12 protein-coding genes and 3 tRNA genes are annotated in these 15,154 nt (G+C 38.1%); 2 read left to right on the plus strand and 13 right to left on the minus strand.

What is annotated here, in order from left to right; genetic code table 11:
• Positions 1 to 6 precede the first annotated feature (6 nt).
• From F985_RS09565 to F985_RS09590, 6 genes are all read right to left on the minus strand, one after another.
• Positions 7 to 450, minus strand: coding sequence for a DUF2726 domain-containing protein (locus F985_RS09565; RefSeq protein ID WP_004700388.1), 444 nt, complete (start codon positions 448 to 450; stop codon positions 7 to 9).
• Positions 451 to 506: 56 nt separating this feature from the next.
• Positions 507 to 582, minus strand: a tRNA-Asn gene (locus F985_RS09570).
• Positions 583 to 763: 181 nt separating this feature from the next.
• A tRNA-Asn gene (locus F985_RS09575) sits at positions 764 to 839 on the minus strand.
• An 8-nt stretch (positions 840 to 847) separates the two neighbouring features.
• A tRNA-Asn gene (locus F985_RS09580) sits at positions 848 to 923 on the minus strand.
• Positions 924 to 1,069: 146 nt separating this feature from the next.
• Positions 1,070 to 1,696, minus strand: coding sequence for a superoxide dismutase (locus tag F985_RS09585; RefSeq protein ID WP_004700390.1), 627 nt, complete (start codon positions 1,694 to 1,696; stop codon positions 1,070 to 1,072).
• Positions 1,697 to 1,841: 145 nt separating this feature from the next.
• Positions 1,842 to 2,600 carry a Nif3-like dinuclear metal center hexameric protein gene (locus F985_RS09590; protein WP_004700393.1) on the minus strand — a complete coding sequence of 253 codons (759 nt, stop codon included), beginning with the start codon at positions 2,598 to 2,600 and terminating at the stop codon, positions 1,842 to 1,844.
• 194 nt (positions 2,601 to 2,794) lie between these two features.
• On the opposite strand from F985_RS09590, the gene F985_RS09595 reads away from it, so the two are divergent.
• On the plus strand, positions 2,795 to 3,970 hold the full coding sequence (locus F985_RS09595) for a S1C family serine protease (protein WP_004700395.1): 1,176 nt from the start codon (positions 2,795 to 2,797) through the stop codon (positions 3,968 to 3,970).
• A gap of 49 nt (positions 3,971 to 4,019) precedes the next feature.
• Here F985_RS09595 and F985_RS09600 read toward each other — a convergent pair whose 3' ends face one another.
• The 6 genes from F985_RS09600 to ahcY all read right to left on the minus strand — a co-directional run bounded on the left by F985_RS09600 (position 4,020) and on the right by ahcY (position 13,874).
• Entirely contained in the window at positions 4,020 to 5,258 is a 1,239-nt protein-coding gene (locus F985_RS09600) for a multifunctional CCA addition/repair protein (protein WP_004700397.1), read from the minus strand.
• A gap of 91 nt (positions 5,259 to 5,349) precedes the next feature.
• Positions 5,350 to 7,620 carry an NADP-dependent malic enzyme gene (locus F985_RS09605; protein WP_004700400.1) on the minus strand — a complete coding sequence of 757 codons (2,271 nt, stop codon included), beginning with the start codon at positions 7,618 to 7,620 and terminating at the stop codon, positions 5,350 to 5,352.
• Between the two features lie 236 nt (positions 7,621 to 7,856).
• Complete coding sequence (locus F985_RS09610) at positions 7,857 to 10,709, minus strand: putative bifunctional diguanylate cyclase/phosphodiesterase (RefSeq protein WP_004700401.1); 2,853 nt, start codon at positions 10,707 to 10,709, stop codon at positions 7,857 to 7,859.
• Between the two features lie 134 nt (positions 10,710 to 10,843).
• The gene (locus F985_RS09615) at positions 10,844 to 11,566 is read right to left on the minus strand and encodes a 16S rRNA (uracil(1498)-N(3))-methyltransferase (RefSeq protein ID WP_004700403.1); all 723 of its coding nucleotides are present in this window, start codon (positions 11,564 to 11,566) and stop codon (positions 10,844 to 10,846) included.
• An 18-nt stretch (positions 11,567 to 11,584) separates the two neighbouring features.
• Positions 11,585 to 12,421: a methylenetetrahydrofolate reductase [NAD(P)H] gene (gene metF / locus F985_RS09620; RefSeq protein ID WP_004700404.1), complete on the minus strand. Its 837-nt coding sequence runs from the start codon at positions 12,419 to 12,421 to the stop codon at positions 11,585 to 11,587.
• Positions 12,422 to 12,491: 70 nt separating this feature from the next.
• A complete protein-coding gene (gene ahcY / locus F985_RS09625; protein WP_004700407.1) occupies positions 12,492 to 13,874 on the minus strand; it encodes an adenosylhomocysteinase in 1,383 nt (460 codons plus the stop codon).
• Positions 13,875 to 14,095: 221 nt separating this feature from the next.
• On the opposite strand from ahcY, the gene F985_RS09630 reads away from it, so the two are divergent.
• Complete coding sequence (locus F985_RS09630; RefSeq protein ID WP_004700408.1) at positions 14,096 to 14,632, plus strand: cysteine peptidase family C39 domain-containing protein; 537 nt, start codon at positions 14,096 to 14,098, stop codon at positions 14,630 to 14,632.
• Positions 14,633 to 14,670: 38 nt separating this feature from the next.
• On the opposite strand, the gene F985_RS09635 is transcribed toward F985_RS09630, so the two are convergent.
• A complete protein-coding gene (locus F985_RS09635; protein ID WP_000043120.1) occupies positions 14,671 to 15,054 on the minus strand; it encodes a carboxymuconolactone decarboxylase family protein in 384 nt (127 codons plus the stop codon).
• Positions 15,055 to 15,154 lie beyond the last annotated feature (100 nt).

Consider the following 15,154-nt stretch of genomic DNA (forward strand, 5'->3'; position numbering starts at 1 on the left):
GTGCTGTTAATGAATATCCTTTTGTAGCTGGCGTACGCTAGGGATGCTTGTATAACGTTTTACGATATATCCTGCTTCTGTAAGCATTTGATCACGCATACGGTCTTCTTCTACTTTCTCAAGATGGGTAGGGTCGTCTAACTCAATGATTGCGATGACTTCCATTTTGTCGTTTAGCACAACAAAGTCGGTAACTTTACGGTTGAACTGACTACGAACTTTATAATCATTACTGGTAATTAATGCGCTAAAGGCCACTTGAGCTAAAACATGGTAACTAGGGAAACTCTGTTTCAAACGGATAAACATCTGAGTTTCAAAATTAGTAATGACAGGGCGGGCAAAGAATTTTTGTTTTTGAAATAAATAGGGACGTAAACAAACGACAAGAAAAATACAGGTGCTTAAGCAGCCTAAAATAATAAAAAATAAATGACTCGATTCGAACATGTGACAACATCATACAAATAAAAACCCACTCGTAATGAGTGGGTTTTTAAGAATCTTGGCTCTCCCACCTGGGCTCGAACCAGGGACCTGCGGATTAACAGTCCGTCGCTCTACCGACTGAGCTATGGGAGAATCTGGAAAAGGATTTTAGGGAGGAAAGGGAGCTAGGTCAAGGGCTAATAAGAGAATTAAAGAGAATATCTAATCGTTTGGTTTAAAAATACACGAAACATTGATTTTATTCAAAATAATGGAAAATTATTAAATCCTTAGAAAAGAAAAAGCCCACAATAAATGTGGGCTTTTAGAATCTTGGCTCTCCCACCTGGGCTCGAACCAGGGACCTGCGGATTAACAGTCCGTCGCTCTACCGACTGAGCTATGGGAGATTAGTAGATGGCTCTCCAACCTGGGCTCGAACCAGGGACCTGCGGATTAACAGTCCGTCGCTCTACCGACTGAGCTATTGGAGAATCTGATGCGCATTTTATGGATGAAATCTAAATGCGTCAATAAGAATATTAAAGAAAATGAATCGTTTGCTTGATTAATATGCTTTTACTGCACTAAAAACAAAAAAACCACCCTAAAAAGGGTGGTTTTTTATAAAGAAATAAAATTATTTCTCTACACCAGCTGGTTGACCTGCAAGTTTTGCATTTGCATAGTCCCAGTTCACAAGGCTTTCTAAGAAAGTTGAGATGTATTTAGGACGTAAGTTACGGAAATCGATGTAGTAAGCATGTTCCCATACGTCAATTGTTAATACAGCAATTTGGCCGTGTGCAAGTGGAGTGTCTGCATTAGAAGTTTTAGTAATAGAAAGTTTACCGTTTACTTCATCAGCAACTAACCAAGCCCAACCTGAACCGAACTGAGTTGTTGCAGCAGCAGCGAATTCTTCTGCAAATTTTTCGTAGCTACCGAAAGCTTCGTCAATTTTAGCAGCGATTGCGCCAGTAGGCTTACCACCACCATTTGGTTTCATGCTGTTCCAGTAGAAAGTGTGGTTCCAAACTTGAGCAGCATTGTTGAAAATACCAGCTTTCGAAGCATCACCAGCAGTTGCTTTAATGATTTCTTCTAAAGTTTTACCTTCAAGGTCAGTGCCTTTAATTAAGTTGTTTAAGTTAACAACATAGGTATTGTGGTGTTTGTCGTGATGGTATTCTAAAGTTTCTTTACTGATATGTGGCGCTAAATCATCATAGCCATATGGAAGTGCAGGTAAAGTAATGGTTGTCATGTTCCTATTCCTTGCATTTGCTGGGTTATACAATTAAGTGGCTCTATTGTAAATGATTCTGGTAACAATAGGGCATCGTTTTAAAGAACTATACACAATAAAGATCTAATTAATACGCATAACACAGATTGAAAAAAAAACTTAATTAAATCGGATTATTCAATTCAAAATATTCAGCTTCAATTGCAAATTGTTTTGAAATGGCTTGGGCCAAACGTTGAACACCATAACGTTCGGTTGCATGGTGACCACAGGCAAAATAATGAACACCTAATTCTTTAGCCTCGTAAAAAGTTCGTTCACTCACTTCACCAGAAATATAAGCATCACAGTTTTGTAAAGCCGCTTTAGAAATATAATCTTGAGCACCACCTGTACAGAAGCCTATTTTTTGAATAGTTTGTTTTTCTGCTGGTAAGTGAATGACTTTAAAATCAAAGCTATTTTGTAGTTTTGTTTTAAATTCCTCTACAGAAAGCGCTTGTTCTAAATAACCGATATTACCAATCGGATGTTTTTCGGTTAAATCAAGAGGTTCTAAATTCTGTAAATTTAATTTCTCTGCAATCGCTACATTGTTGCCCAAAGTTGGGTGCGCATCTAACGGCAGATGGTAAGCGACTAATGAAATATTATTTTGAATGAGTTTTTTAATGCGATTACCGCGCATTCCTGTAATTGGGTACGGTTCGCCTTTCCAAAAATAACCGTGGTGTACGAGTAGTAAGTCTGCATTTTGAGCAATTGCTGCATCAATAGCATCTTCGGAAGCAGTAACGGCACAAACGATATGCTTTACTTCAGTTGAACCTTCAATTTGCAGGCCATTTGGTGCGTAATCTTTAAATTCTGCCGCTTTTAAGGTTTGATCACACCACTGAATAATTTCATGCAAATTCGCCATGATATTTCCTGAATTGAGTAGTAAATAATTGCTAAAGCTATAGAAACATATTTTGTTGTGTAACTAAAGCTAGACAAATCTTTTTTGACTTTTTTATGTATATCGACATATTTAATTTAAAATGCGTAATTGAAAACTCTTTTTGTTCAATATATTAATTTAATTAAAAACTTCTTTTCGTAGAGGATATGAACGTGCGCCGCACCTTTACATGGTTACCTTGGGTGTTACTTATTATTGTAATTGCCAGTTTTATCGCATGGCAAAAATACCATCGGCCGAAACCAACTGTTGCAGTTGATGGTGTGCAAATGCCTGCTGAGAAAGTTGAACCACTGGTGGATACTTCTCGAACGGGCGGGGTGGTGTCCTATAGCGCTGCTGTAAAAGTTGCAGCGCCGGCAGTTGTGAATATTTTTACGACCCAGAAAGTTAAACAAAATCATCCTTTATTGAGTGATCCTGTCTTCCGTGAATTTTTTGGAAATCAGGTTCCTGAACAACAACAGCAAAATGAAAATAGCTTAGGATCTGGTGTTATTGTTCGTGCCGATGGTTATATCTTGACGAACAATCATGTGATTGCTCAAGCCGACCAGATTGTAGTTGCTTTACATGACGGACGTCGTGCCGTAGCTACAATTGTCGGGACAGATCCTGATACAGATTTAGCAGTGATTAAAATTGATTTAGATAAGTTACCAGTATTGCCATTTAAATTGAGTGGTAATGAAGTTGGTGATGTTGTCTTAGCAATTGGTAATCCATTTGGTGTGGGTCAAACAGTAACTCAGGGAATTGTTTCCGCAACTGGTCGCTCAGATTTAGGTATCAATACTTACGAAGACTTTATTCAAACAGATGCTGCAATTAACCCAGGTAACTCGGGTGGTGCGTTAATTGATGTCGCAGGTAACTTGATTGGTGTAAATACTGCTATTTTCTCGCAATCTGGTGGTTCATTAGGTATTGGTTTTGCGATCCCTGCTAAAGTTTGCCAACAAGTACTCAACTCTATTTTAAAAGATGGTCGTGTAGTCCGTGGTTGGTTAGGTATTAGTTTACTTCCACCTACGCAAGATGATGTATTAGCACCAAAACAACAGGTCGGAGTTGTAGTTGCTGATGTATTGAAAAATGGTCCAGCAGCTTCAGCTGGTATTAAAGTTGGTGATAAGATTGTTCAAGTAAATAATGAACAGATCACTTCAGCTTCTCACTTAATTAACTATGTGGCTTTACAAGCACCAAATAGCGAAATTAATGTACTGGTTGAACGAGACGGTAAACAACAACACTTTGTTGTGACTGTAGGGGAGCGTAAAGCGCAAAATACCCAATCTCAGTATATTCCGCTTCCAAAGCGTTAAAATCTAAATAAAAAAAGCCTCGTAAAGAGGCTTTTTTTATGATTACTCATTAGGAATGACTAACACTTTGATGCTGATTTTTAAATTCAGTTAAAGCTTCAATTCGATATTGAATGAGCATCTCACCAATTTCAGCACCTTTAATATTTTCAGGTAAATTTTGAACTTTAATAGAGCGAACAATCTGCATGGCTTCAAGCATATATTGAGCTTGAGGATAAGGACGATCTTCTAATCCTAATCTTCCTTTTGCATCACATTCACACGCTTGTACAAAAGCTTCTACTCTTTCAGGACGACGTAAAACATCTAGGCGTTGTAATAGACGCCATAAAGTGCCTGGTTTTAAGGACATAATCTGGTGGCATTTTAAATGTTCTTTGCACACTGATAATGCCAACTGCTTGGTCTGAGTTGGAACTCGTAAACGTTCACACAACTCAGTAACTGGTTTAATACCACGCTCTTCATGCATGATATGGCGAGGAAGCTCATCAGCAGGGGTCAATGCTTTACCAAGATCATGCACTAAAACAGCAAAACGTACATCGAGTGAATAATTCGATTTACAAGCTTGTTGTAATGACATAAGAGTATGAATGCCACAATCTACTTCTGGGTGATATTCAGGACGTTGAGGTACACCAAATAAAGCATCAATTTCAGGGAAAAGATGTTTTAACGCCCCACAATCACGCAGAGTTTGGAAGTAAATGTCTGCATGAGTTTCCATTAAAGCGCGAGAAGTTTCCTTCCAAACACGTTCTGGTGTTAATGCATCTAGTTCACCTGACTCTGCCATAGTTTGCATAAGCTGCAAAGTCTCAGGAGCAATTTGAAAACCATATGGGAAGTATCGTGCTGCAAAACGAGCCACACGTAAAACTCTTAAAGGGTCTTCAGCAAAAGCTTCTGAAACATGACGTAGAGTTTTATTCTCTAAGTCGCTTTGCCCACCATATGGATCGTATATTTTGCCGTCTTGATCCATGGCTATTGCATTAATGGTTAAATCACGACGAATTAAGTCATCTTCTAAGCTTACGGTGGTATCAGTAAAGAATTGAAATCCGTGATATCCCTGACCTGACTTCCGTTCGGTTCGTGCAAGTGCATATTCTTCTTTGGTTTGGGGATGAAGAAACACAGGGAAATCTTTGCCTACAGGTTGGAAACCTTGGGCGAGCATGTGTTCCGGCGTTGCACCGACCACAACATAGTCCTTTTCTTGATAGGGATGCCCAAGTAAATAATCTCGAACAGCACCGCCTACTAAATACACTTGCATGAAAAAACCTCTATTCTTCAAGCAATCATGCTACAGAATAGAGGTTTTCTCAAGTCATTAGAAACGCTTTTCGTAAAAAGCAGTTTCTAAATTACTTTTCTTGTTGTTGAATTTCAGCAACAGTTAAAGCAGTCATATTGATAAGGCGGCGAGTCGTCGCTGTAGGTGTCAAAATATGAACTGGTTTAGCAGCACCTAGCAAAATTGGACCAATGGTAACGTTGTTACCAGAAGTTGCTTTTAGCAAGTTAAATGAAATGTTTGCTGCATCTAGGTTCGGCATAATGAGCAAGTTTGCCGAGCCTTTGAAGCGTGAACCTGGGAATGCAAATTGACGAATGCTTTCATCTAATGCTGCATCACCATGCATTTCACCTTCAACTTCAAGCTCTGGAGCTTGCTCAGATAAAATACGATAAACTTCACGCATTTTTTGAGCGCTTGAATCAGTCTGGTCGCTACCGAAACTTGAGTGAGAAAGTAAAGCTACACGTGGTGTAATACCAAAGCGACGTACTTCTTCAGCTGCTAAAATTGTCATTTCAGCAAGTTGTTCAGCAGTCGGGTTAGTGTTTACATAGGTATCAGCAATAAACAAGTTACGGTCTTCAAGCATTAATGCATTGAGCGTGAAGAAGTTGTTCATACCTTCTTTAAGGCCAATAACGTTGCGTACGAAGTCTAGGTGAATGTTATAGCTACTGTAAGTACCACATAACATACCATCAGCTTTACCAAATTTAACCAGAAGCGATGCGATTAAAGTTGAGCGACGGCGAGCTTCACGTTGAGCATATTCAACAGTAATGCCTTTACGTTGCATTGTTTGGTAGTAGTCTTTCCAAAACTCTTCGTACATCGGGTTTTGTTCTTGATCTACAATCTCAATGTTCACGCCATGTTGTAAACGTAGACCTAATTTTTTGATGTTTGCTTCAATGACTGCAGTACGACCAACTAAAATTGGTTTAGCTAAATCTTCATCAACTGCAATTTGAACAGCACGTAATACGCGTTCATCTTCACCTTCAGCGTATGCAATACGTTTAGGATCTGTTTTTGCTTGAGCGAAGATTGGTTTCATCAAGAATGCAGAGTTATAAACAAACTCAGACAGTTTTTGACGATATGCAGCAAAGTCTTCGATAGGACGAGTTGCCACACCTGAATCCATTGCAGCTTTAGCAACAGCAGGTGCGATTTCTAAAATTAAGCGTTGATCAAGTGGACGTGGAATTAAGTAGTCACGACCAAATGAAGCAGATTTTTCGCCATAAGTAGCAGCATCAGCTTCTACGTGAGCCATACGTGCGATTGCATGTACACAAGCAATTTTCATATCTTCATTAATTGTTGTAGCACCTACGTCAAGTGCACCACGGAAGATATAAGGGAAACATAAAGCGTTGTTTACTTGGTTCGGGTAGTCCGAACGACCAGTTGCCATAATGACATCAGGACGTACTTCATGCGCGTGTTCAGGTAAAATTTCTGGATCTGGGTTTGCCAAAGCAAAGATAATTGGATTTTCAGCCATTAGTTTCACCATGTCTTTGGTGAGAATGCCAGCAGCTGAAAGGCCCAAGAACATATCTGCGCCAGCCATTACTTCATGTAATTGAGTCGCTTTAATGTCTTGTACATAACGTTTTTTAGATTCATCTAAGCCTTCACGTGAAGTCGTAAGAAGACCACGAGAGTCGGCTACAATGATATTTTCTTTATTTACGCCCAAAGCGCAAAGTAAATCTAAACAAGAAAGGGCAGCAGCACCTGCACCTGAAGCAACAATTTTGATTTCTTCAATTTTCTTGTTAACCAGTTGTAGAGCATTTAATAATGCTGAACCTACAATAATACTTGTACCGTGTTGGTCATCATGGAACACAGGAATTTTCATGCGTTCACGAAGTTTCTTCTCGATATAGAAACATTCTGGCGCTTTGATATCTTCAAGGTTAATACCGCCGAAAGTTGGTTCTAATGAAGCAACAATATCAACGATTTTATCTGGATCGTTTTCAGCAATTTCAATATCAAATACGTCAACACCAGCGAACTTTTTGAAAAGAACGCCTTTACCTTCCATTACTGGTTTAGAAGCTAATGGACCAATATTACCTAAACCAAGAACCGCAGTACCGTTACTTACAACAGCAACTAAGTTGCCACGTGCAGTATATTTTGCAGCAGCTGAAGGATCACGTTCAATCTCTAAACATGGAGCAGCAACCCCTGGTGAATAAGCTAGAGCTAAATCTCGTTGGTTGACGAGCTGCTTACTAGGCGTGACGCTGATTTTCCCTGGATTTGGATATTCGTGGTAATTTAAAGCGGCCTGTTTTAAAGATTGATCGTCCATCTGAGTCTCTATTTGATACAAAAAAGCAAACTAGTCAAATCACTCATTTAGGGGGAGGCAATGTGACGCTCTTACTATGCTTTAATTTTTACCAATTAAGAGAATAGTAGACGAATTGCCAATAGCCCCATAGTGAGCTAAATGCTAAAGAATATAACACTACTTCTCTATTTCTCACAGTCAAAAACGCTCATTTTTGGAAAAACCAGTGCATGTAAAATAGACTGTTAAAACAATTATGAAATATGTGTATTTGATTGAAGATATTGCTTAATCTGATTTGGATGAAGTGGGCGACTAAAGAAATAGCCTTGTAAAAAATCACATTGTTGTTTTTGTAGATAAATAACTTGCTCTTCGGTTTCAACACCTTCAGCCACCAGTTTTAACCCCATACTTTTGCCCATCGCAATCATGGCATTGACAATAGCTTCTTGTTTTTGATCGCCGATTTTCGAAATAAAGGCTCGATCAATTTTTAAAACATCGATTGGATATTCTGTCAGGTAAGCTAAAGATGAATAGCCTGTACCAAAGTCATCGAGTGCAATCGAAATATTGCGTTCTTTAATTGAATGCAATAATTTTTTCACATTATCAGTATTGTCTAATAAAGCCGATTCAGTAATTTCGAGTTCTAGATTTGATCCATCGAGTTGATATTTCTCTAAAACTTCATCTAGATCATTCAGTAAAAGTCCACGATGAATTTGTTGGGCAACAATATTTACAGAGACTTGAATATCTGAATAACCTAAGTTTTTCCACTCTTGTAATTGTTTGCCAACCTTATCTAAAACCACTTTACCAATATCGGAAATAAGGCTACTACGTTCGGCAAAAGGAATGAACATATTCGGCATGACTAATTCCTTGTCAGGATGTTGCCAGCGAATTAAGGCTTCAAAACCTTTAAGAGATTTGTCATTTAAATTAATTTTTGGTTGGTAATAAACAATAAATTCATCATTTTGGATGGCTTTGCGTAATTCTTGCTCTAAATCTGCGGTTTTATACGGATTGGTTGCTTTATTGAAATAGTAGCAAATGATGTTACCCCCTAAACGTTTTGCTTCAGATAGTGCTTGTTCGGCATGGTTATTGAGATGGTCAATTTGTCTACCATGCTCTGGAAAGCAGGCAACTCCAATAGAGGCGGTAATAAAATACTCTTGTTGATCAATATAAAATGGAGCATTTAATGCTTGTAAAATATTTTGACAATATTGCTCAATATTAGGATGAATTGGTGATATTTCATAAATAATTGCAAAATCATCACCATTTAAGTAAGCCACTAAAATGGCATTAATGTTGGTGAGGCGTAGACGCTGTGCAAACTGTTTTAGTAATTCATCACCACTATCATTATTTAAAAACTCATTAAACGCTCTAAACCTATCAATATTAATACGTATTAATGCAAGATTTTTAAAGCTATAAGATGGATTAATTAAATACTGGTGTAATTGATTGTAATAATAAAAACGATTAGGAAGATGAGTTAAGCTGTCATAATTTTTTAAATAAGATAAATGTTGCTCTTGCCGCTTTTGTTCGGTTAAATCACGTGCAAAACCAATATAATTAATAACTTGATTATGTTCATCTTTCACAGCATTAATATGGAGCCATAAGTGAACACTTTTACCTGATACAAACTTTTCATCAAATTGACCCATATATTCGCCAGTTTTAAGTAGTTGCTGGGTAATGGAGTCATGAAACTCTTGTTGCTGTAATTTCTGATTTATTGTGATATTGAATAGTTGTTGATTTAACAATTCAGATTTCGAGAAACCAGTTAATTTTTCATAATAGGGATTAACATCAATATAATTCAGTTTATCATCTAAAATAAAAATTCCTTCTGCTGCTTGTTCAAGCACAATAGCGCAAAGTCTCAAATGTTCTTGATCTTTTTTTTCTTGATGAATATCTCTGGTCATTCCCACCATGCGTAAAGCTTTATTGGATTTAGGGTCACGGCTAATGACACGGCCTACATCGTGAATCCAGCGCCAAGAACCATTACGCCGTAGAATACGAAAGGTAATATTGAAGTGATCAGATTTTCCATCTAAATGCTCTTTTAGGCGCTCATCAAATAACTTTCGATCATTAGGATGGATACGTTCTAAAATTGTATTGAGGTGTAAAGATGTACTTTGAGTCTGCTTTTGTCGATCAAAAAAAGTAATTTCTAATTTTTGTTTTTCAATGTCCCAATCCCACGGACGAATACCAGCAGTTTCATGAGCAAATGCTAAATTATGATGATGGCTTTCAAGCTTCTCATTCATTTTGGTTAAATCATAGGTCCTTTCACGTACTTTCTGTTCGAGCAAATGATTATTAAATTGAAGCTGTGCTTCAATATCTTTTGATTTATTTACTTCTTGTTGAAGTTGTATACATAATTCTTCAGCCCATTGCGTATGTTGTTCCGCAACTTGTACGAGTTGTTTATTTTTAAATAGGAGCTGAGAAATTTTTTGGTAGTTGCGTTGAGTTGCGTAAGCACAAAGTAGGGTAGCTAAGAAGGCTAAATTATACGCAAAGTAAAAGGGAAGTTGCGATGTCTGTACATGTGTAAACTGGCTAATAATAAGTGGAACAGTGCTTGGAATAAAAAGTAAATAAAAATATCGGGGTTGCTGAGTTAGAAAGGTAAGACCGATAATATGAGATGAACTAATAAATAATCCAATTAGAATATGAACATCAGAGATAGATATAATTGTAGAAGGAAGAGAGAAATGCAGAACAATTATATTTAATCCCATTAATATCCCTGATACCAAACAAATAGCTTGTAATGTTAAATCAGTTTTTCTAATGAAATTAATGTCACGATAACGTGTTAAAAACTTTGGGATAAATAATAGACAACCAAGACATAAAATAGTGAAACCAATTGACCAAATAAAATTTGTGATGTAAGAAGTAAAGTAACAAGTGAAAATAATGGCCGAAATTAAGCAAAGTAATATTAAGCTAATCAGATACAAGCGAATATATTGAATTGAGAGTCGGAGCTGCTCAATCCTTGTTTGATGCTGTAAATATTCTTCCTGAAGGCCAGACATAAGATTTTTCTATCCTATTTTTTTACATTTATACAGAAAGAATCTGATTTATCAGTGGAAAAGAATTTAAATTAATATTCATACATTAAAAGTAAGTTAACTTTAATTGTTGATTTAATCAATGTTCAATTAGCTTATATGGATAAAAACCGATAATTTAAAATAGATAATGCAACAACAGGCGCAGTTTCGGTGCGTAAAACACGATCTCCAATACACCAGTTCATAAATCCTGCTTGATTAGCTTGTGTAATTTCATTTTCACTTAAACCACCCTCAGGACCAATTAAGAGAGCGAGTTCTGGTTGGATCCCTGCTAATACATCTTTTTGTTCTTTTTCAGGAGCCAAAACAAATTTAGATGCAGGAAGATCAGAAGATTTTAGCCATTCATGAAGAGGGACGGGTGCTAAAACTTCTGGGACAAAGTTAAGCCCGCATTGTTCACAGGCTGCAATTGCAACAGCTTGCCAATGATCTAATTTTTTTTGGTCGCGGTCGTATTTTAAACGCATTTCACAGCGTTCACTGGTTAAAAGCTGAATTTTGCTTACACCAAGTTCGGTGGCTTTTTGAATGGCATAATCCATTCGGTCGCCTTTACTCATGACCTGACCAAGAACAGCTTTAAAAGGGGCATTACGGTTGGCAGGATTAAAATTCTCAATGGCGACAAATGCATTTTTTTTATTAATTTCGGTGAGTGTCGCAAGATATTCGCCACCTTGTCCATTAAATAGAGTCGCTTGTTCTTGTAGTTGTGCGCGTAAAACACGCACCCAATGATGAAATACCGATTCAGTCAGTTGAATTGTTGAGCCAACTGTAAGTTCAGTTTCGATAAAAAAACGATTCATTGGGTACGCCTTACACAATTAATTTAAACCAAGATCAACAACAAGTTGACGGGTTGGTTCGACTTGATTCATTGAATAGAAGTGTAAGCTTGGTGCACCACCTGCAATCAGGCGCTCGCATAGCTTAACAACAACTTCATGACCGAAAGCTTTAATACTTTCACTGTCATCGCCATAGGCTTGTAATTGCTTACGAATCCAACGAGGAATTTCAGCACCAGTACCATCTGCAAAGCGAATTAAGTTACTTGCATTAGTAATTGGCATAATACCAGGAGCCACTGGAATGTTAATTCCTGCACTTTCCAAGCGCTCTATAAAGTAAAAGTACGAATCTGGATTAAAAAAGAATTGGGTAATTCCTGCATTAGCACCAGCTTGTACTTTTTCAATAAAACGTTGAATATCTGAATCAAGATTTTCAGCTTGAGGATGCATTTCTGGATAAGCTGCAACTTCAATATGAAAATGATCACCTGAGTGCTCACGAATAAAACGTACTAAATCTTGAGCATAAGGAAGCTCGCCAAGTCCAACTTGACCAGATGGTAAGTCGCCACGTAAAGCGACAATACGGTCAATACCTTGTGCCTTGTATAAATTGAGTAGTTCAGCAATACGCGCTTTATCATCACCAATACAAGAAAGGTGAGGGGCAACCGGTGTACCTTTGCCATTGAAATCATCAATAGCAGCAAGCGTGCGTTCGCGAGTAGAGCCACCAGCTCCATAAGTAATCGAGAAAAACTCAGGGTTTAATAGCTGTAGTTCTTGGTGAACAATACGCAGTTTTTCAGCACCGGCATCGGTTTTTGGCGGGAAAAACTCAAAAGAAATAGGTGTACGTTTAGTCATGTCAAATCCTTGTAAACAGCGAAACATTTTAGAAAAAAGGGCAGTCGGTTCACCGTCTGCCCTTAAGTTCTTAGTATTTGTAAGCGTCAGACTTGAATGGTCCCTCAACAGCAACGCCTAAGTAATCGGCTTGCTTTTGAGTTAACTGGGTAAGTACACCACCGAAACCTGCAACCATTGCTGCAGCAACTTCTTCGTCAAGTTTCTTAGGAAGAACTTCTACACGAATTTTTGCAGCTTTTTCGTTTGCAGGAAGGTCAGCAAATTTCTCTTGGAATAAGTGAATTTGACCTAAAACTTGGTTAGCAAAAGAACCGTCCATCACGCGTGATGGGTGACCAGTTGCATTACCTAGGTTTACAAGGCGACCTTCAGAGAGAAGGATAAGGTAGTTATTTTCGTCTTCTGAACGATAAACTTGGTGAACTTGTGGCTTAACTTCAACCCACTTGTAACCACGTAAATAAGCTGTGTCGATTTCTGTATCGAAGTGACCGATGTTACATACAACTGCACCAGCTTTTAAGCTATCTAACATTGCAGCATCACATACGTGGTAGTTACCAGTAGTCGTTACAACAAGGTCAGTGTTGCCAAGAAGGTCTTGGTTAACATCTTCTTTTTTACCTGTTTGTACGCCGTTTTTGTATGGAGATACAACTTCATAGCCGTCCATACATGCTTGCATTGCACAAATCGGGTCAACTTCTGTTACACGAACAATCATGCCTTCTTGACGTAAAGATTGAGCAGAACCTTTACCTACGTCACCGTAACCAATCACAAGTGCACGGCGGCCAGATAACAACATATCTGTAGCACGTTTGATTGCATCATTTAATGAATGACGGCAGCCATATTTGTTGTCGTTTTTAGACTTAGTAACAGAGTCATTTACGTTAATTGCAGGTACTTTTAAAGTGCCGTCTTTCCACATTTCGATAAGACGTTGAACACCTGTAGTTGTTTCTTCGGTAATACCGTGAATACGTTCTAAAAGAGCAGGGTATTTTTCATGAACAAGAGCAGTTAAGTCACCGCCATCGTCCAAAATCATGTTGGCATCCCAAGGTTGGCCATTTACATTGATCTGTTGTTCTAAGCACCATACATATTCTTCTTCAGTTTCACCTTTCCAAGCAAAAACTGGAATACCGCGAGCAGCAATTGCAGCAGCAGCGTGGTCTTGAGTAGAGAAAATGTTACATGAAGTCCAGCGAACTTCAGCACCTAATTCAACAAGCGTTTCAATAAGAACCGCTGTTTGAATGGTCATGTGGATACAACCAAGAATTTTTGCGCCAGCAAGTGGTTTAGATGCTGCATAGCGTTTACGTAAGCCAATCAAAGCTGGCATTTCTGCTTCAGCAAGTTTGATTTCTTTACGACCGTAGTCAGCAAGTGAGATGTCAGCAACTTTGTAATCTGTAAATGAAGCATTAACCGCGTTCATCAGGATCTCCTAGGAAAAAATAGTATTGATCATTCTGTTCGCGGATGCCGTTGTTGGTTAAAACGAGTGTTTAACCGATCGTCGAGCCTGGCAAATTGATCTTTAGTGCCGATCATTTGTCGCAGCATCCCTCGACTAGCGAAACATTGTACTTGGAAAAGCTTTTAGTGCCAATCCAGTTTTGTTTATTATCTGCTTAATTACGACTTTAGATTTAAATTATGGCCTTAAATATTCCCGAATCTTTGGCAAACCTCGAGGCAAACAGTGGTGTTTTTGCAGTTTGGATGGTGCTAAAGCATTATGGGGTTCAAGTTGATGTTGCTGAGTTGATTAAAGTTTGCCGATATGAGCAAGATGGTACCTATACCATTGCTTTAGCTGTTGCTTTAAAAAAGTTTGGCTTTGATGTTTCATTTTATTCAGATAAAGACCCTAACATTAGCCCCAGCGAACGTATGAGTTATAAAGAGGCAATGGTATTGAACATATCGACAGGGCCTGCTTTGAGCTATCAAGACATTCAAGACGCAATTCAAGATGGGCAAATGGTAATCGTGTACTACGACACTTTAGATGGTGTTGGAAATCAGTCGCTCGTTTATTCTGTAGATTCAAAAGAAATTTGCTTTTTCGATAGTTTTGAGCCGATGTCAGCAACAGTTTTTGAGAACCAGCGTAAAGCAGAAGGGATTTGTCGTCAGGCTATTGTAATTGGTGATCGTAATTTAAATATTTATTCGACTACGTTAAATTAGGTCAAAGTGAGCCAGTAGAGTGCTGGCTCAGATTGAAGTTATTTTTGTTGATATTCTTGAATGACTTCTAAAGCAGCACGAAAGGCTTCTTGAGTAGCAGGCGCGCCGCAATATGGCAGACTATGCAATAAAGTTTCTTGAATCTCTTCAACTGTACAACCATTGTTGAGTGCGCCACGAACATGGCCTTTAAGTTCAGTTGGCGATTTAAGTGCTGTGAGCATTGCTAAAGTAATTAATGAGCGATATTTACGTGGAAGCACACCTTCACGTTGCCAAGTTGATCCCCATGCATGTTCATTAATCCAGTCTTGTAAAGGTTGAGTAAAGGGTACGGTATTTTCTTGGGCACGTTTTACAAAAGCTTCTCCCATCACTTCTGTACGTACTTTTAATCCATTTTCGTAATCTTGCTTAGACATTAATTTCTCCTAAAAATAAAAGCGTCGTGTGACGCTTTTATGGCTATTTATTAATTAATGCGAATCAAAAATGATTGCAATAGTGAATTGGTGGAGGCAT

The organism is Acinetobacter seifertii (assembly GCF_000368065.1).
GTDB lineage: Bacteria > Pseudomonadota > Gammaproteobacteria > Pseudomonadales > Moraxellaceae > Acinetobacter > Acinetobacter seifertii.

Bases quoted from the DNA above. Each gene is read 5' to 3' on its own strand.
- F985_RS09630 (WP_004700408.1), top strand. From the start codon at position 14,096: ATGGCCTTAAATATTCCCGAATCTTTGGCAAACCTCGAGGCAAACAGT.
- F985_RS09605 (WP_004700400.1), bottom strand. From the start codon at position 7,620: ATGGACGATCAATCTTTAAAACAGGCCGCTTTAAATTACCACGAATAT.
- F985_RS09565 (WP_004700388.1), bottom strand. From the start codon at position 450: ATGTTCGAATCGAGTCATTTATTTTTTATTATTTTAGGCTGCTTAAGC.
- F985_RS09610 (WP_004700401.1), bottom strand. From the start codon at position 10,709: ATGTCTGGCCTTCAGGAAGAATATTTACAGCATCAAACAAGGATTGAG.
- F985_RS09615 (WP_004700403.1), bottom strand. From the start codon at position 11,566: ATGAATCGTTTTTTTATCGAAACTGAACTTACAGTTGGCTCAACAATT.
- F985_RS09600 (WP_004700397.1), bottom strand. From the start codon at position 5,258: ATGCAAGTGTATTTAGTAGGCGGTGCTGTTCGAGATTATTTACTTGGG.
- metF (WP_004700404.1), bottom strand. From the start codon at position 12,421: ATGACTAAACGTACACCTATTTCTTTTGAGTTTTTCCCGCCAAAAACC.
- F985_RS09585 (WP_004700390.1), bottom strand. From the start codon at position 1,696: ATGACAACCATTACTTTACCTGCACTTCCATATGGCTATGATGATTTA.
- F985_RS09590 (WP_004700393.1), bottom strand. From the start codon at position 2,600: ATGGCGAATTTGCATGAAATTATTCAGTGGTGTGATCAAACCTTAAAA.
- F985_RS09635 (WP_000043120.1), bottom strand. From the start codon at position 15,054: ATGTCTAAGCAAGATTACGAAAATGGATTAAAAGTACGTACAGAAGTG.
- ahcY (WP_004700407.1), bottom strand. From the start codon at position 13,874: ATGAACGCGGTTAATGCTTCATTTACAGATTACAAAGTTGCTGACATC.